This window comes from Streptomyces sp. NPDC032822 (assembly GCF_055578825.1).
Window position 1 is genome coordinate 725,307 of sequence record NZ_JBVIOL010000002.1, and the last position, 15,970, is coordinate 741,276.

Below are 15,970 nucleotides of genomic sequence, written 5' to 3' on the forward strand. Positions count from 1 at the left end.
GACGGCGGGCGGGGATCCGGCGTCCCCCGCCCGCCGCCGCTCAGTCGCCCTGCGAAGCCATGCGTGCCGGGGACTTCGCGGGCAGTTCCCTGATCCGGATGTCGCGGAAGGACACCTGGTCGTCGGCTCCGTGGTTCTGGATGCCGACGTGACCGTCCCTGAGGCTCCGGGCCGGATCACTGTTGGTGAAATCGTTGATCTGCACGCCGTTGAGCCAGATGCGCAGGCGTTCGCCCTCGACGCGGATCTCGTACGTGTTCCACTGCCCCGGCGGGTTCAGCGCGCGGTCGCGTTTCTTCACGTCGGCGGAGCGGAAGCCGTAGACGGACCCGGTGGTCCTCTCCGGTGTGTCGGTGGCGTCGATCTGGATCTCGTAGCCGTTGTTCACGGCCGACCACGGGTCGTCCGAGGGCGGGAAGCCCACGAACACACCGGAGTTGTCGTCACCGGAGGTACTCGCCATCTTCCAGTCGAGCTTCAGCGAGTACGACCCGAAGGCCCGGTCGGCGTACCACAGCATGCCCATGCCACCCGACGAGGTGAGCGAGCCGTCGTCGTCCAGGGTGAAGGAGCCGGGTCCTGCCTGGCTCCAGCCGTCCACCGAGCCGCCGTCGAAGAGCGGACGATAGCCGGTCTCCGGTCGGCAGTCCGCCTGGACGTCGCCGGTCGCGTACCGGATTCCGCCGGCCAGGTGGCCGCGGAACGCCGGGTCCGTGTACGACTCCTTCGTGTGGCCGCCGCCCGTGTAGAAGGCGCGGCCTCCCCGGTAGGTCTGGCACCAGGCGATCGGATGGTCGCCCTGCATGGTGCCGCCGGTGTACGACGACTCGTCGAGGGAGGCCAGGACATGGACTCGATCCCGGGGATTGGAGCGGTAGTTGTACCACTCGTCGGTGCGCTCCCAGGTCCGGGCCAGTCCCGAGGTCGCGGGGTGGCCGCGGTCCTCGACGTTCACCGTGGCGCTCTGGATCGCCGGGTGCGACTGGAAGTAGGCGCCGGCGAGGCCGCCGTAGAACTCCCAGTCGTACTCGGTGTCGGCGGCGGCGTGGACGCCGACGTATCCGCCGCCGTGCCGGATATAGCCCTCGAAGGCCGCCTGTTGGCGGGTGTCGAGGACGTCTCCGGTCGTCGACAGGAACACGACCGCGTCGTAGCGCCGCAGGTTGCGCGCGGTGAAAGCGCCCGCGTCCTCCGTCGCGTCGACCCGGAAGCCGGACGACGCGCCGATCTCCTGGACGGCCGCGACGGCGTCCGGGATCGAGTCGTGCCGGAAGCCCGCCGTCTTGGAGAAGACGAGCACCCGGGTGTCGTCGGAGGGCTGCGAGGCGGCCGGTCCCGAGACGCAGCCGAGGAGCAGTGCCGCGCCCCCGACCGCCGTGCTCAGGCGTCTGGTTGATCGCATCACCGTCACCTCCTGTCAGCCGGTCGTGAACGTGAAGTCGTCCACGTCGTACAGGGCTCCGGTGCCGCTGCCCTTGAAGACCAGGTAGAGCGTGGTCGTGCCGCGCGGGGTGCGGGACAGGTCGGCGCTGACGTCCTGGAAGGTCTCCCAGCCGCCGGTGACCGGCACGGTCGTCTTCCCGAGCAGCGTGCCCCGGGCGGATCCGGCGCGGATCTCCAGGGTGCCGCCGGTGCCGGCGGAGGAGATACGGGCCGTGATCTTCTTCGCGTTGCCGAGGACGTACGGCGTGAAGGCGATCCAGTCGCCGTTGTGGACGTCGCCGACGGTGTTGCCGCCGTGCGCGGTGTCCTTGGCGATGACGGAGACGCCGGAGGAGGTGCCGAAGTGCTCGGCCTGACGGTGCTTGGGCTGGACCACGTTCTGGTCGTGGGTGGTCAGCGGGGCCTGGCCGCCGCCTCCGCCGTCGGTGTACTCGGCGTCGAACACCCCGAAGATGTTGGCGTCGTCGTCGTGGCCGCCGTCGGCGCTGGTCTGGATGGTGCCGGTGCAGCCGTTCGCGGAGGTCACCGGGTGGCCGTGGGTGTCGTGGCCGAGGATGAAGGTGACGGTGACCTTGGCGCAGTCGATGGCCCTGCCGTCCTCGGGGTCGGTGACCCTCACCTTGAACGGGATGGCGTCGCCGAAGCTGAACAGCTGGCCGTCACGCGGGAGTTCGAGGGTCACCTTGGGGGCGGTGTTGCCCACGACGATCTGTACGCTCGCGCTCCCGGTGCGTCCGCCCGGGTCGGTGGCGGTGAGGGTCGCGGTGTAGGTGCCGTTCTTCTTGTACTTGTGCGTGGGGTTGGCCGCGGTCGAGGTGCCGCCGTCGCCGAAGTCCCAGCGATAGGTGAGGGTGTCGCCGTCCTGGTCGGTGCTGCCGGCGGAGGAGAAGCGCACCTTCAGCGGCGCCTGTCCCGAGGTGCGGTCCGCCGCGGCCTGGGCGACCGGGGAGTGGCCGTCGGTGGCGTTCTCGATGCGGTACAGGGCCGAGTGCTCGTCGCCGCCGAACCAGGCGGTGCCGTAGTCGAGGACGTACAGCGCTCCGTCGGGGCCGAAGGCCATGTCCATGATCTGGGTGCCGGTCCAGGGCACGTCGTTGATGGACTGCACGGTGCCGTTGTCGTCACTGCTGATCCGCTTGATCCAGCGGCGGCCGAACTCCCCGGCGAAGAAGTCGCCGTCGTAGGCCTCGGGGAACTTCACCGGTGAGTCGAGCGAGGCGTCGTAGTGGTAGACCGGGCCGCCCATCGGGGACTCGGAGCCGGTGCCGAACTCCGGTACGGAGCCGCCGTCGTAGGGGATCCAGGCGGGCTGGGCCGGGGGCAGGTCGGTGAGGCCGGTGTTGTGCGGCGAGGTGTTCTTCGGGGCGGCGCAGTCGAACGGGGCGCCGGATGTGCCGGTCGCGAAGTCGTAGGCGTTGTACGGGTCGTTGGCGCCCGTGCAGAACGGCCATCCGAAGTTCCCGGGCTCGGTGACCCGCGCGAACTCGACCTGGCCGGCCGGTCCGCGGGCCGGGTCGGCGGCGCCGGCGTCGGGGCCGTAGTCGCCGACGTAGAGGATCCCGGTCTCCTTGTCGACGCTGAAGCGGAACGGGTTGCGGAAGCCCATGGCGTAGATCTCGGGCCGTGTCCTGTCCGTGCCGGCCGGGAAGAGGTTGCCGTCGGGGACGGTGTACGAGCCGTCGGCGCTCACCTTGATGCGCAGGATCTTGCCGCGCAGGTCGTTGGTGTTGCCGGACGAACGCCGGGCGTCGAAGGCGGGGTTGCGGCCGTCCCGGTCGTCGATGGGGGTGAAGCCGTCCGACTGGAAGGGGTTGGTGTCGTCGCCGGTCGACAGGTACAGGTTGCCGGCCGCGTCGAAGTCGATGTCCCCGCCGACGTGGCAGCACAGGCCGCGTGAGGCCGGGACGTCGAGGATCTTCTTCTCGCTGGCGGTGTCGAGGGTGCCGTCGGCGGCGAGGACGAACCGGGAGAGGCGGTTGACGCCGTCGAAGGGCGCGAAGTCGGCCGCGGTGCCGGTCTCGGGTGCGTCGCCCGCGGGGGTGTCCAACGGGGGCGCGTAGTAGAGGTAGATGAAGCGGTTGTCGGTGAAGTCCGGGTCCACTCCGATGCCTTGGAGGCCCTCTTCGTCGTGCGAGTAGACGTCGAGCTTGCCGGCGAGGCTGGTGTTGCCCGCCGCGTCGGTGAGACGGAGTTCGCCGTCGCGCGAGGTGTGCAGGACCGAGCGGTCCGGGAGGACGGCCAGCGACATGGGCTCGCCGACCTCCGGTTCGCCCTTGGCGAGGGTGACCTGCTGGAAGTCCTCGGCCGCGGAGGCCGCCGGCGCGGCTCCCGGGTCGGCGACGGCTGCGCCGGCCTGGGGTGCGGCCAGCGTCAGCGACGCTCCCGTGAGCAGCGCGCCCGTGAACAGGGCGAGCGCTCTGCGGAACCCGGGGTGTCGTCTGTGGCTCTCGATTCTGCCGGTGCGGGTGGTGCCGTCTTTCGCGTGCACGAATGCCTCCGAATGGGGCTCGTTGTACATGCGGGTGCGATACGCCGGGGTGCGCCGTCACCCCGGAACCTTCGGGAACGGCTCAGTCGTTGCCGCCGAACGCCGCGTCGAAGGAGGCCGACGGCGGCTCGAAGTCGAATGCCTTGAGGCGGGTCAGGGCCTCCGGGGCGCCCTGGAGCCGGTCCATGCCGGCGTCCTCCCACTCCACGGAGATGGGCCCCTGGTAGTCGATGGAGCGCAGCATCCGGAAGACGTCCTCCCAGGGGACGTCTCCGTGGCCCGCGGAGACGAAGTCCCAGCCGCGGCGCGGGTCGCCCCAGGGCAGGTGGGAGCCGAGGCGGCCGTTGCGGCCGTCGAGCCGCTTGCGGGCCTCCTTGCAGTCCACGTGGTAGATGCGGTCGCGGAAGTCCCAGAGGAAACCGACGGGGTCGAGGTCCTGCCACACGAAGTGCGAGGGGTCGAAGTTGAGGCCGAAGGCGGGCCGGTGGTCAACGGCCTCCAGCGCGCGCTGTGTCGTCCAGTAGTCGTACGCGATCTCGCTGGGGTGGACCTCGTGGGCGAACCGCACGCCCTGCGCGTCGAAGACGTCGAGGATCGGGTTCCACCGCTGGGCGAAGTCCTCGTAGCCGCGCTCGATCATCGACTCCGGCGCGGGCGGGAACATGGCCACCAGGTGCCAGATCGCGGAGCCGGTGAAGCCGATGACGGTGTCGACGCCGAAGGCGGCGGCGGCGCGGGCGGTGTCGGCGATCTCGGCGGCGGCCCGGCGGCGTACGCCCTCCGCGTCCCCGTCGCCCCAGATGCGGGCGGGCAGGATCGCCTGGTGGCGTTCGTCGATGATGGCGTCGCAGACGGCCTGGCCGACCAGGTGGTTGGAGATGGCCCAGCACTTGAGGCCGTACTTGTCGAGGAGTTGGTGGCGCGAGTCGAGGTAGGACGGGTCGGCGAGCGCCTTGTCGACCTCGAAGTGGTCACCCCAGCAGGCGAGTTCGAGTCCCTCGTAGCCGAAGTCGCGGGCGAGGCGGCAGACCTCTTCGAGCGGCAGGTCGGCCCACTGGCCGGTGAAGAGCGTGAAGGTGCGCGGCATGTCGGGGGCCTCCTCAGGCCGCGATGGGCGTGTAGACGGAGTTCTTCTCGGCGCTCTCCTCGACCGCCGCCAGGACGCGCTGCACCTGGAGTCCGTCGGCGAAGGAGGGTGCGGGCGCCCGGCCTTCGGCGATGGCGTGGACCAGGTCTCGGGCCTGGTGGACGAAGGAGTGCTCGTAGCCGAGGCCGTGGCCCGGCGGCCACCAGGCCTCCAGGTAGGGGTGGTCGGGTTCGGTGACGAGGATGCGCCGGAAGCCGGCGTGTGCTCCGGGCTCCGTGCCGTCGTGGTAGGCGAGTTCGTTGAGGCGCTCCAGGTCGAAGGCGAGGGAGCCGCGTTCGCCGTTGAGTTCGATGCGCAGGGCGTTCTTGCGTCCGGTGGCGTAGCGGGTGGCCTCGAAGGAGGCGAGGGCTCCGGAGGGGAAGCGGCCGGTGAACAGGGCGGCGTCGTCCACGGTGACCTGTCCGGTGCCGGACGCGGTGGCCGCCGACAGGCCGCCGGTGGCGGCGCCGGGCAGCGGGCGTTCCCGGACGAACGTCTCGGTGAGCGCGGAGACTCCGGCGAGGGGCTCGCCCGCCAGGTACTGGGCGAGGTCGACGATGTGGGCGCCCAGGTCGCCGAGCGAGCCCGAGCCCGCCAGTTCCCTGCGCAGCCGCCAGGTCAGCGGGAACTCGGGGTCCACCAGCCAGTCCTGAAGGTATGCCACCCGTACGTGCCGCAGCGTGCCGAGGCGGCCGTCGGCGACCATCTGCCGGGCCAGCGCGGTGGCGGGCAGGCGACGGTAGTTGAAGCCCACCATCGCCAACCTGCCTTGCCCGTATGCCGTTTCGGCCGCGCGGGTCATCGCCTCGGCCTCCTCGACGGTGTTCGCGAGGGGCTTCTCGCACAGCACGTGCTTGCCGGCGGCCAGCGCGGCCAGCGCGATCTCGGCGTGGCTGTCGCCGGGGGTGCAGATGTCGACGAGGTCGATGTCGTCCCGCGCGATCAGCGCACGCCAGTCGGTCTCGGCGGACGCCCAGCCGTGCCGGTCGGCCGCGGCCCGGACGGCTGCCGCGTCCCGCCCGCAGAGGGCGGCCAGGACCGGGGTGCGGGGCAGGTCGAAGACGCGGCCCGCGGTGCGCCAGCCCTGGGAGTGGGCGGCGCCCATGAAGGCGTAGCCGACCATGCCGACGCGCAGCGGCGGCTTCCCCGCCCCGGCCGTCTCCGAGGGCGCGGCCCCGGTCCGTTCCGCGTGCGCCGCCTCGGCCCTGTCCGGGCTGTCGGCCCCGGCCGTGACCGGTCCCTCGGCCTGAGCCCCTGTTGACTGCTGCGGCTGTGCCATGCGCGATGTCCTCCTCGTCGTGGTGGCGCGGTGGGGGGTGCAGCCCGGACCGTCGACGAACCGGGCCCCCAGGGCCTGCCCTTCGGGCCCTGCGGCGGGACGACTCACTTGAAGCCGGTGGACATGTACTGGTCGACGTTCTCCTTGTCGACCACGGCCGAGTAGAGCGTGAGCGAGGCCGGGATCTCGAACTCGGCGAGGCCGCTCACCCCCTTGGTCTGGCCGAGGGCGCGGGCGAGGTCGATCGCGGAGGCGGCCATGGTCGGCGGGTAGAGGACGGTGGCCTTCAGGACGCCGTTGTCCTGCTTGATGGCCTGGAAGGCGGAGAGCGCGCCCGCGCCGCCGACCATCAGGAAGTCGTCCCGTCCGGCCTGTTCGATGGCGCGCAGGGCGCCCACGCCCTGGTCGTCGTCGTGGTTCCACAGGGCGTCGAACGACGACTGGGCCTGGAGGAGTTGAGCCATCTTGGCCTGCCCGGACTCGACCGTGAACTCGGCCGCCTGGCGGGCCACCTTCCTGACGTTGGGGTAGTTCTTCAACGCGTCGTCGAAGCCCTGCGTGCGCTGCTTGGTGAGCTCCAGGTTGTCGAGGCCGGCCAGTTCGATGACCTTGGCGCCGGACTTCCCCTTGAGCTTCTCGCCGATGTAGTGACCGGCGTTGAGGCCCATGCCGTAGTTGTCGCCGCCTATCCAACAGCGGTACGCCTGAGGGGTGTTGAAGATCCGGTCGAGGTTGACGACCGGGATGCCCGCGCGCATCGCCTTGAGGCCGACCTGAGTGAGCGCCTTACCGTCGGCGGGCAGCACGACCAGGACGTCGACCTTCTTGTTGATGAGGGTCTCGATCTGCCCGATCTGCTGGGCGGTGTCGTTGGAGCCCTCGGTGATCTCCAGCGTGACGTCGGAGTACCTCTTCGCCCGGTTCTTGGCGTTGTCGTTGATGGCGTTGAGCCAGCCGTGGTCGGCCTGCGGGCCGGCGAAGCCGATGGTGACCTGCTTGCCGGGCTTGTCCTCGGTGGCGGACCCGTCGTTCGCGGCGGGCTCGTCCTCGTCGGGGTCGTTGCTGGTGCAACCGGTGAGGAGGGTGCCGGCCGAGACGGCGGCGGTGCCGAGGAGCAGTCCTCTGCGACTGGTGAGGCGGCGGGCGAAGGATGTCGGTTCTGGCATGGCGGTGAACCCTTTCCTCAGGTCGTGCTCGCGGTACGGCGCTGGACCAGCACGGCGGCGACGATGATCGCGCCCTTGGCGATCTGCTGGACGTCGCTCTGCAGGTTGTTCAGGGCGAAGATGTTGGTGATCGTGGTGAAGATCAGGACGCCGAGCACGGAGCCGGTGATGGTGCCGCGCCCGCCGGTGAGCAGGGTGCCGCCGATGATCGCGGCGGCGATGGCGTCGAGCTCGTAGAGGTTGCCGTTGGTGTTCTGGCCGGAGCCGGACAGGATGATCAGCAGGAAGGCGGCGATGCCGCAGCACAGTCCGGACAGCAGGTAGAGGTAGAGCCGCTGGCGACGTACGTCGATGCCGGCGAGCCGGGCGGCCTCGGCGTTGCCGCCGACGGCGACGCTGCGGCGCCCGAAGGTGGTCCGGTTGAGCACGAGCCAGCCGATGATCGTCACGATCGCGAACGCCATGACCAGGGGCGGGACGCCGAGGACGTACGCGTCTCGCTCACCGAGGTCGAGGACGCCCTCGACGGTGACGATCTGGGTGCTGCCGTCGGTGATCTGCAGGGCGAGGCCGCGGGCCGAGGCGAGCATCGCGAGGGTGGCGATGAAGGGGACCATCCCGCCGTACGCGATGAGCAGTCCGTTGACCAGGCCGCAGCCGAGGCCGACCAGCACCGCGGTGAAGAGGATGCCCGCGAAGCCGTACTCCTGGGTGGCGACCGTCGTCGCCCACACCGAGGCGAGCGCGACGATCGCGCCGACGGACAGGTCGATACCGCCGGAGGTGATGACGAAGGTCATCCCGACGGTGACGACGCCGATCACCGAGGCCTGGGTGAGCACGAGTTGGAGGTTGCGGGTGTCGAGGAACTCGTCCGGCTTGGTGATGCCGCCGATGACGACCAGCGCGACGAGCACCCCGAGGAGGGAGAGGGTGCGCACGTCGGCACGGAACACGAGGGACCGCCAGGCCGGGGCTTCGCTCGCCGACGGCACCTTGTCGGCGCTGTCCCGGGGCGGGGAGACGGGCTGCGTCATGACGCCGGGCTTCCTTCCATGACGAGATCGAGTACGCGGTGTTCGTCGAGGTCGCGGGCGGGCGCCGTATGGACGACGCGGCCCTCCCGCAGGACCAGGACACGGTCGGCGAGGCCGAGGACCTCGGGAACCTCGCTGGAGACCAGCAGCACGGCGAGGCCTTCGTCGGCCAGTCGACGGACCACTGCGTAGAGTTCGGCGCGGGCGCCGACGTCGACCCCGCGGGTGGGTTCGTCGAGCAGCAGCACCCGGCAGCCGCGCAGCAGCCAGCGGGCCAGGACGGCCTTCTGCTGGTTGCCGCCGGACAGGGTGCGTACCGGCACGTCCGGGTTGTCGGGCCGCAGCGACAGCTCGCGGGTGGCGGCCCGCGCGGCCCCGTGTTCGGCACCGCGGTCGATCCAACCGGCGCGCGAGAAACGGGACATGGAGGAGACGGAGACGTTGCGGGTGACCGACTCCAGCATCAGCAGGGCCTGCGCCTTGCGCTCCTCGGGGGCGAGTCCGACGCCGGCGCGGACGGCGGCGCGGACGCTGCCGGGCCGCAGCGGGCGTCCGTCGACCCTGACCTGTCCGGCGGTGGGCTTGCGGGCTCCGTAGATCGTCTCCAGGATCTCGGAGCGGCCCGAGCCGACGAGTCCGGCGAGGCCGACGATCTCGCCGGGCCGGAGCGTCAGGTCGAGGGCGGCGAACTCGCCGTCCCGGGCCAGCCCCTCCACCTCCAGGACCGGTGTGCCGCCGGGGGACCGTGTCGGGCGGTCGGGAAACACGTACTCGACGTTGCGTCCCGTCATCAGCGCGACGACCTCGCGGGTCGGGGTCGCCTTGGCGGGCAGTCCGACGGCGACGGCCCGCCCGTCCTTGAGGACGGTGACCCGGTCCCCGATACGGCGGATCTCCTCCAGCCGGTGGGAGATGTAGACGACCGCGACGCCGTCCGCGGTGAGGTCGCCGACGATCCGGAAGAGGTTGTCGACCTCGTCAGGGTCGAGGGCGGCGGACGGTTCGTCCATCACGATGAGCCGCACGTCGTGCGAGAGCGCCCGCGCCATGGACACGATCTGCTGCTGCGCCGCCGACAACTCCCCCACCAGGTGGGCGGGGTCGATCTCGGGATGCCCGAGTCGCTTGAGGAGAGCGGCTGTCGAGGCCCGCGCCGCCTTGCCCCGTACGACGAAGCCGACCGCCGTGGGTTCATGGCCGAGGTGGACGTTCTCGGCCACCGACAGGTGCTCCACCAGGTCGAGTTCCTGGTAGATGGTGGCGATGCCGAGGCGCATCGCGGCGATCGGCGAGCGGAGCGTGACGTCCTCGCCGCGCCACCGGATGGTGCCGGTGTCGGGCTGGTGGGCGCCGGCCAGGACCTTGATCAGGGTGGACTTCCCGGCACCGTTCTGACCGAGCAGGCAGTGCACCTCTCCGGCCTGGACGTCGAGGTCGACGCCGTCGAGGGCCCGGACTCCGGGGAACGACTTGGTGATGCCGGACATGCTGAGCAGCGTTGGTTCGGGTGCCATGTGCGGGTCCCCCTGGCAGGCGTGCGGGCCGGAATCAGGGCAGGGCGGGGCAGGGCGCGGTGCCGGTGTGCTGTGAACGGTCGGCGGTGTGCCGTACGCGGACGGCCGGTGGGCCGGGTGGAACAGGTGGCTGCGCGGGTGGGAAAGCGGGTGTCTACGCGGGTGAGAACAGGTGGTCGCTGATCAGGCGGGCCGCGCCGATGACGCCGGCGGTGGGGCCCAACTCGCCCAGCACGATGGGCAGGTTGCCGGTCGCCAGGGGCAGCGACTGACGGTAGACCTGGGTGCGGATCGCGGCGAGCAGGGTGTGGCCGAGGCCGGTCACCCCGCCGCCGATCACCACCAGGCCGGGGTTGAAGAAGCTGACCAGGCCGGCGATGACCTGGCCGACGCGGTCGCCGCCCTCCCGGATCAGGGCGAGGGCGGTGGCGTCCCCCGCGGCGGCCGCGGCGGCGACGTCGACGGCGGTGAGGCCGCCGTTCGTCGCCAGGCGGTTCGCGAGTTCCTCCGACCGCCCCTGCTGGGCCGCCTCGGTGGCGTCCCGGGCGAGGGCGGCCCCGCTGAAGTGGGCTTCCAGGCAGCCCCGGTTGCCGCAGGCGCACGGTCGCCCGTCGGGCACGGCCTGGATGTGCCCGATGTCGCCCGCGCTGCCCGTCACCCCACGGTGGACGTCACCGCCGGCGACGATGCCGCAGCCGATGCCGGTGCCGATCTTGACGCAGAGGAAGTCGCCCACGGAGTGTGCGACACCCGCGTGCATCTCCCCCATCGCCATGAGGTTCACGTCGTTGTCGACCATGACGGGGCAGCCGAGGTCCTGGCTGAGTGCCTCCCGTACGGGGAAGCCGTCCCAGCCCGGCATGATCGGCGGTGCCACCGGCACGCCCTCGGGGAAGCGGACCGGGCCCGGGACGCCGATACCGGCGCCGTCGTACCCCTCCGCGAGCCCGGAGGCGCTCAACTTGGCCGCCATGGCGAGGACTTGCTCGAAGACCGCGACCGGGCCCTCGCGTACGTCCAGGGGCTGGTTGAGGTGGCCGAGGATCTCCAGTTCGGCGTTGGTGACGGCGACGTCGACCGAGGTCGCACCGATGTCGACGCCGAGGAACCGCAGCTTGGGAGCGAGCCTGATGTTGTGGGAGCGGCGGCCACCGCGCGAGGCGGCGAGTCCGTCGGCCACGATCAGACCGGTCTCCAGCAGCCGGTCCACCTCCACGGCCAGTTTGGACCGTGACAGGTCGACCTGATCCCCGAGCTGGGCACGGGAGTTGGGGCCGCCGTCCCGCAACAGCTTGAGCAGGCGGGCCTGATGGGCGTTCGCGGGTCGTGCCGTCATGCGTCTCACGAGCCCCTCCCCGCCTCAATCGGCCGCATGTTGCCGTGCTTTCGAGGGGAACGTAGCAGCGGCTGCCGAACCTGGGAAGAAGCTGTGCGGAGATTGCCCCCAACTTTCTCCACTCACAGGACAAAGAGCGGCCGTGCTCTGGTGTACCCCGCCCCGGCGGCGCAGGATGGGCACGGAACCGGTCCCGGGGACGCCGGTCCCGGGGAAAAGGGGAAACCTGGTGATTCCTGGTGACGGGCGCCACGGGGAACGTGGGTGCCGAGCTCGTCCGCGCCCTGGCCGAGGCGGACCGGCCGGTGCGGGCACTGAGCCGGGCCGGGCGGCCGGACGGGTTGCCGCCGGGGGTGGAGCCGGTGGCCGGCGATCTGAACCGGCCCGAGACCGTGCGGGCCGCGCTGGACGGGGTGACCGGGCTGTTCCTGATGCCCCGGTTACGGCGGTCAGCGCCAGATCCTGGCGGACGCGCGGACGCGCGGGCGGCGGGCGTGGAGCGGGTCGTCCTGCTCTCGGCGAGGTCGGCGGGGACCGGCGACACCACCAACGCCGTCGCGGCCTACCTGATCGACGCGGAGGCGGCGGTGCGCGGGTCGGGGCTCGCGTGGACGGTGCTGCGGCCGACGAGTTTCCTGTCGAACGCGCTGCGGCCGGCCGACCAGATCCGCGAGGGCGACACGGTACGGGTGCCGTTCCCGGACGTGTACACCGCCGACATCGATCCGTACGACATCGCCGGGGCCGCGTCGAGTGTCCTGACCGCCCGGTCGTCCGACGCGTTCGCGGGCCGCGTTCTCGAACCGACCGGGCCCCGGGCGCTGTTGCCCGCCGACCGGATCCGCGTCCTCGGTGAGGTGCCGGGCCGGGACCTGCGGGCCGTGGGGCTGACGGACGAGGAGGCGCGCACCGAACTGGAGGCGCGGATGCCGAAGCCGTACGTCGACGCGTTCTTCGGTTTCTTCGTCGACGGCACCCTGGACGAGTCCGCGGTGCCGCCGACGGTCCGGGAGGTCACCGGCCGGGCGCCGCGCGCCTTCGCCGAATGGGCGAGGGCGCACACGGACGCCTTCTGATCGGCGCGTCGCGCGACGACCGGCCGGCCGAGCACGTCCCGTACGGGCTACGGCTGTTGGCGGGCGTGGTACGAGCGGCGGGTGTGTTCGGTGTGTTCCCGCATCAGCTCGGTGGCCCGCTGCTCGTCACGGTCGGAGATGGCCTCGATCAGATCCCGGTGCTCGACCCAGGACTGGTGTCCGCGCTGCCGGGCGACCGGGGTGTAGTACCAGCGCACGCGCCGGTCGACCTGCGCGGCGAGCTCGGCGAGGACCGCGTTGCCCGCGAGTTCCATGATCCTGCCGTGGAAGCGGGCGTTCAGGGCGACCGCGGCGTCCACGTCGTCGGAGGCGACCGCCTGCCTGCCCTGCTGGAGGATCTCGTTCAGGTCCTCGATACCGGCCTTGTTCGCGTTCGCGGCGGCCAGCCGGGCGGCTTCGGCCTCCAACAGGGTGCGCACGGTGAGGAGTTGGTCGGCCTCCTCCTCGGTGGGTTCGTGCACGAACGCCCCCTGGGCGGGGCGCAGGTCGACCCAGCCCTCGGTGTTGAGGCGCTGCAGCGCCTCGCGCACCGGCTGCCGGGAGACGCCGAGGTGGCCGGCGAGTTCGCTCTCCACGAGGTGCTGGCCGGGCTGCAGGGCGCGGGTGGTGATGAGTTCGAGCAGGGCCTCGTAGACGCGGTCCCTCAGCGGGCCGGGCCGTTCGAGCTTGGGCACTGCTCCCTGCGGCAGTCCTGTCGACAACATCGCGGTCCCCCTCCTCGGCGGGCCGTGCACAGCAGCCGTGACAGCCGGTGTCAGCCGTAGACCCAGTATTGATTGTCTTTCGTCTACAGTCTACGGCGCACAGCCGCCAGAGGAGCGGCGAGTCGGCCTCGTCACACCCCTCGTCACCTCGTCGTCGCAGCGGCACGTCAGGGGCAGCGCACGACCTGTCCGGCGTAGGACAGGTTGCCGCCGAAGCCGAAGAGCAGCACCGGATCCCCGGTGGAGACGGCGCCCTGCTCCACCAGCTTGGAGAAGGCGAGCGGGATGCTCGCCGCGGACGTGTTGCCGGATGCGGTGACATCGCGCGCGATCACGGCGTTGACGGCGCCGATCTTCTCGGCGAGGGGTTCGATGATCCGCAGGTTCGCCTGGTGCAGGACGACCGCGGCGAGGTCCGCGGGGACCAGACCGGCGCGCTCGCAGGCGCGGCGGGCGATGGGCGGCAGCTGGGTGGTCGCCCAGCGGTAGACGCTCTGCCCCTCCTGCGCGAACCGGGCGGGCTGCCCCTCGATCCGTACCGCGTGCCCCATCTCGGGCACCGAGCCCCACAGCACCGGCCCGATCCCGGGCTCCGTCTCCGCCGCCTCGACGACCGCGGCTCCCGCGCCGTCGCCGACGAGTACGCAGGTGGAGCGGTCGGTCCAGTCGACGACCTCGGACATCTTGTCGGCGCCGATGACCAGGGCGCGGGTCGCGGCGCCCGCCCGGATGGTGTGGTCGGCGCTGGCCAGGGCGTGGGTGAAGCCGGCGCACACGACGTTGAGGTCCATCGCCGCGGGCGACGGGATGCCGAGCCGGGCGGCGACCCGGGCGGCCATGTTGGGCGACCGGTTGACCGCGGTCGACGTGGCCACCAGGACCAGGTCGATGTCGGCGGGGGTCAGGCCGGCCGCCGCGAGCGCCTTGGCCGCGGCGTGCGCGGCGAGGTCGTCGACGGGCTCGTCGGGGCCGGCGATATGGCGGGTGTGGATACCGACCCGGGACCTGATCCACTCGTCACTGGTGTCGACCATGCCCGCCAGTTCCTCGTTGGTGAGTACCCTGGCGGGCTGGTAGTGGCCGACAGCGGCGATGCGCGAGCCGTTCATGGGCGGATCCCCCTCAGTGGTTCAAGTAGCGGGATTCACCAGTCTGATCAGTGACTCGCGGGTACGACGGCAGGTGAAGTCACAGGAAACCGGCGCACACCTTGTCGGCTTCCGTCAGACCCTCGGACACCCGAACATTTTTCGAACAGCTACCCGGTGAACAGCTGTGTCGCCTTCTGTACGAGTTCATACAGCCCGTACACGAGCGGCGCTCCCACCCACACCCAGGCGAAGGCGATCAGCCCTCGTCGGCTAGGCGGACTCTGACTGCTGTCGGTGGACATCGACGGCCTCCTCCCTCGGGGCGGGAATGTGGTGGCGGGCGTGGACGGGGCGGACCAGTTCGTTGGCGACGAAGCCGACCACGAGCAGTCCGATCATGATGACGAACGACAGGCCGTACAGTGACGCCCCGTGTCTGCCCGCCTCCTCCTGGCGGTCGGCGATCCAGTTCACGATCAGCGGCCCGAGGACGCCCGCCGTGGACCAGGCGGTGAGCAGCCGCCCGTGGATCGCGCCGACCTGGTAGGTGCCGAAGAGGTCCTTGAGGTAGGCGGGGATGGTGGCGAACCCGCCGCCGTAGAAGGACAGGATCACCAGCGCGCTCAGGACGAACAACGGCTTGGAGGAGTCGCCGAACAGGGCGATCAGGGCGTACATCACGGCGCCCACGCCGAGGTAGACGCGGTAGATGTTCTTGCGGCCGATCAGGTCGGAGGTCGACGACCAGCCGATGCGGCCCGCCATGTTGGCCGCGGAGAGCAGGGCGACGAAGCCGGCGGCGGCCGACGCCGAGACCGGGGTGGAGGTGTCCGCGAAGAAGTCCGTGATCATCGGGGCGGCCTTCTCCAGGATGCCGATGCCCGCGGTCACGTTCATGCAGAGCACGACCCACAGACACCAGAACTGGGGGGTGCGTACGGCGCCGCGGGCGGAGACCTGCGGTCCGCTCAGGGCGCTGGGCCCGTCGGTCTTGGGCTTCTCGCCGCGCGGCACCCGTACGAGGAGTACGCCGAGGGTCATGAAGACCGCGTACGAGAGTCCGTGGACGAGGAACGCCAGCGCGATCCCGGAGCTGTCGCTGCCGAACGACTCCAGCATCCGGGCCGACCAGGGCGAGGCGATCAGCGCGCCGCCGCCGAAGCCCATGATGGCGATGCCGGTGGCCATGCCGGGCCGGTCCGGGAACCACTTGATCAGGGTCGAGACGGGCGAGATGTAGCCGATGCCGAGGCCGATGCCGCCGACGAAGCCGTAGCCGAAGACGATCAGCCAGTACTGCTCGGTGGCCGCGCCCAGCGCGGAGAGCAGGAAGCCGGAGGAGAAGCAGATCAGGGCCACGGTCATCGCCCAGCGGGGGCCGTTGCGCTCCACGAGCGTGCCGCCGAACGCGGCCGACAGGCCGAGCATGACGATGCCGAGCTGGAAGGGCAGCGCGCTCTGTGTCCCGCTGAGGCCGAGGGCCGATTCCAGGGGCGGTTTGAACACGCTCCAGGCGTAGGCCTGGCCGATGGAGAGATGGACCGAGAGGGCGGCGGGCGGAACCAGCCAGCGGCTCCACCCGGGGGGTGCGACTGGGGGACTCATGATCCCGAACGGTAGGAACTGGGAGCGCGGTTGAGAAGACGGCAGGTCGACCGTATGCGATGAACGGTATGCCGTACGCGCCGA

Annotated in this window: 13 protein-coding genes; 1 reads left to right on the forward strand and 12 read right to left on the reverse strand. The window is 71.1% G+C overall.

The annotated features are described in order from the left end of the window. Positions 1-40 precede the first annotated feature (40 nt). The 8 genes from ACZ5VD_RS08880 to ACZ5VD_RS08915 form a co-directional block, all read right to left on the reverse strand. Positions 41-1,402, reverse strand: coding sequence for a ThuA domain-containing protein (locus ACZ5VD_RS08880; RefSeq protein WP_468681609.1), 1,362 nt, complete (start codon positions 1,400-1,402; stop codon positions 41-43). 15 nt (positions 1,403-1,417) lie between these two features. Next, positions 1,418-3,961: a PQQ-dependent sugar dehydrogenase gene (locus tag ACZ5VD_RS08885; RefSeq protein WP_468681611.1), complete on the reverse strand. Its 2,544-nt coding sequence runs from the start codon at positions 3,959-3,961 to the stop codon at positions 1,418-1,420. Positions 3,962-4,013: 52 nt separating this feature from the next. Beyond that, positions 4,014-5,018, reverse strand: coding sequence for a sugar phosphate isomerase/epimerase family protein (locus ACZ5VD_RS08890; RefSeq protein WP_468551199.1), 1,005 nt, complete (start codon positions 5,016-5,018; stop codon positions 4,014-4,016). A gap of 13 nt (positions 5,019-5,031) precedes the next feature. After that, entirely contained in the window at positions 5,032-6,336 is a 1,305-nt protein-coding gene (locus tag ACZ5VD_RS08895) for a Gfo/Idh/MocA family protein (RefSeq protein WP_468681613.1), read from the reverse strand. Between the two features lie 104 nt (positions 6,337-6,440). Further along, positions 6,441-7,502, reverse strand: a complete 1,062-nt coding sequence (locus tag ACZ5VD_RS08900; protein WP_468551197.1) for a substrate-binding domain-containing protein — start codon at positions 7,500-7,502, stop codon at positions 6,441-6,443. A 17-nt stretch (positions 7,503-7,519) separates the two neighbouring features. Beyond that, positions 7,520-8,539: an ABC transporter permease gene (locus tag ACZ5VD_RS08905; protein WP_468681615.1), complete on the reverse strand. Its 1,020-nt coding sequence runs from the start codon at positions 8,537-8,539 to the stop codon at positions 7,520-7,522. Then, positions 8,536-10,053: a sugar ABC transporter ATP-binding protein gene (locus tag ACZ5VD_RS08910; RefSeq protein WP_468681617.1), complete on the reverse strand. Its 1,518-nt coding sequence runs from the start codon at positions 10,051-10,053 to the stop codon at positions 8,536-8,538. The genes ACZ5VD_RS08905 and ACZ5VD_RS08910 overlap by 4 nt, the downstream gene beginning before the upstream one ends. A gap of 154 nt (positions 10,054-10,207) precedes the next feature. Next, the gene (locus tag ACZ5VD_RS08915; protein ID WP_468551194.1) at positions 10,208-11,389 is read right to left on the reverse strand and encodes an ROK family transcriptional regulator; all 1,182 of its coding nucleotides are present in this window, start codon (positions 11,387-11,389) and stop codon (positions 10,208-10,210) included. A gap of 239 nt (positions 11,390-11,628) precedes the next feature. Between ACZ5VD_RS08915 and ACZ5VD_RS08920 the strand changes: the two genes are divergently transcribed. Beyond that, positions 11,629-12,465, forward strand: coding sequence for an NAD(P)H-binding protein (locus ACZ5VD_RS08920; protein ID WP_468681619.1), 837 nt, complete (start codon positions 11,629-11,631; stop codon positions 12,463-12,465). Between the two features lie 47 nt (positions 12,466-12,512). Here ACZ5VD_RS08920 and ACZ5VD_RS08925 read toward each other — a convergent pair whose 3' ends face one another. The 4 genes from ACZ5VD_RS08925 to ACZ5VD_RS08940 form a co-directional block, all read right to left on the reverse strand. Then, positions 12,513-13,190 (reverse strand): GntR family transcriptional regulator, encoded by a 678-nt coding sequence (locus tag ACZ5VD_RS08925; RefSeq protein WP_468551192.1) that lies wholly within the window; start codon positions 13,188-13,190, stop codon positions 12,513-12,515. A 167-nt stretch (positions 13,191-13,357) separates the two neighbouring features. After that, on the reverse strand, positions 13,358-14,299 hold the full coding sequence (locus ACZ5VD_RS08930) for a beta-ketoacyl-ACP synthase III (protein WP_468551191.1): 942 nt from the start codon (positions 14,297-14,299) through the stop codon (positions 13,358-13,360). 149 nt (positions 14,300-14,448) lie between these two features. Next, complete coding sequence (locus ACZ5VD_RS08935; protein ID WP_468551190.1) at positions 14,449-14,583, reverse strand: MFS transporter small subunit; 135 nt, start codon at positions 14,581-14,583, stop codon at positions 14,449-14,451. Further along, positions 14,552-15,886, reverse strand: coding sequence for an OFA family MFS transporter (locus tag ACZ5VD_RS08940; RefSeq protein WP_468681621.1), 1,335 nt, complete (start codon positions 15,884-15,886; stop codon positions 14,552-14,554). Before ACZ5VD_RS08940 ends, ACZ5VD_RS08935 begins: the two co-directional genes overlap by 32 nt. Between the last annotated feature and the right edge of the window lie 84 nt (positions 15,887-15,970).

What these genes read in the sequence shown, in the direction of transcription:
- ACZ5VD_RS08880 (WP_468681609.1), bottom strand. Translation starts at nt 1,402, where the DNA reads ATGCGATCAACCAGACGCCTGAGCACGGCGGTCGGGGGCGCGGCACTG.
- ACZ5VD_RS08885 (WP_468681611.1), bottom strand. Translation starts at nt 3,961, where the DNA reads ATGTACAACGAGCCCCATTCGGAGGCATTCGTGCACGCGAAAGACGGC.
- ACZ5VD_RS08890 (WP_468551199.1), bottom strand. Translation starts at nt 5,018, where the DNA reads ATGCCGCGCACCTTCACGCTCTTCACCGGCCAGTGGGCCGACCTGCCG.
- ACZ5VD_RS08895 (WP_468681613.1), bottom strand. Translation starts at nt 6,336, where the DNA reads ATGGCACAGCCGCAGCAGTCAACAGGGGCTCAGGCCGAGGGACCGGTC.
- ACZ5VD_RS08900 (WP_468551197.1), bottom strand. Translation starts at nt 7,502, where the DNA reads ATGCCAGAACCGACATCCTTCGCCCGCCGCCTCACCAGTCGCAGAGGA.
- ACZ5VD_RS08905 (WP_468681615.1), bottom strand. Translation starts at nt 8,539, where the DNA reads ATGACGCAGCCCGTCTCCCCGCCCCGGGACAGCGCCGACAAGGTGCCG.
- ACZ5VD_RS08910 (WP_468681617.1), bottom strand. Translation starts at nt 10,053, where the DNA reads ATGGCACCCGAACCAACGCTGCTCAGCATGTCCGGCATCACCAAGTCG.
- ACZ5VD_RS08915 (WP_468551194.1), bottom strand. Translation starts at nt 11,389, where the DNA reads ATGACGGCACGACCCGCGAACGCCCATCAGGCCCGCCTGCTCAAGCTG.
- ACZ5VD_RS08925 (WP_468551192.1), bottom strand. Translation starts at nt 13,190, where the DNA reads ATGTTGTCGACAGGACTGCCGCAGGGAGCAGTGCCCAAGCTCGAACGG.
- ACZ5VD_RS08930 (WP_468551191.1), bottom strand. Translation starts at nt 14,299, where the DNA reads ATGAACGGCTCGCGCATCGCCGCTGTCGGCCACTACCAGCCCGCCAGG.
- ACZ5VD_RS08935 (WP_468551190.1), bottom strand. Translation starts at nt 14,583, where the DNA reads ATGTCCACCGACAGCAGTCAGAGTCCGCCTAGCCGACGAGGGCTGATC.
- ACZ5VD_RS08940 (WP_468681621.1), bottom strand. Translation starts at nt 15,886, where the DNA reads ATGAGTCCCCCAGTCGCACCCCCCGGGTGGAGCCGCTGGCTGGTTCCG.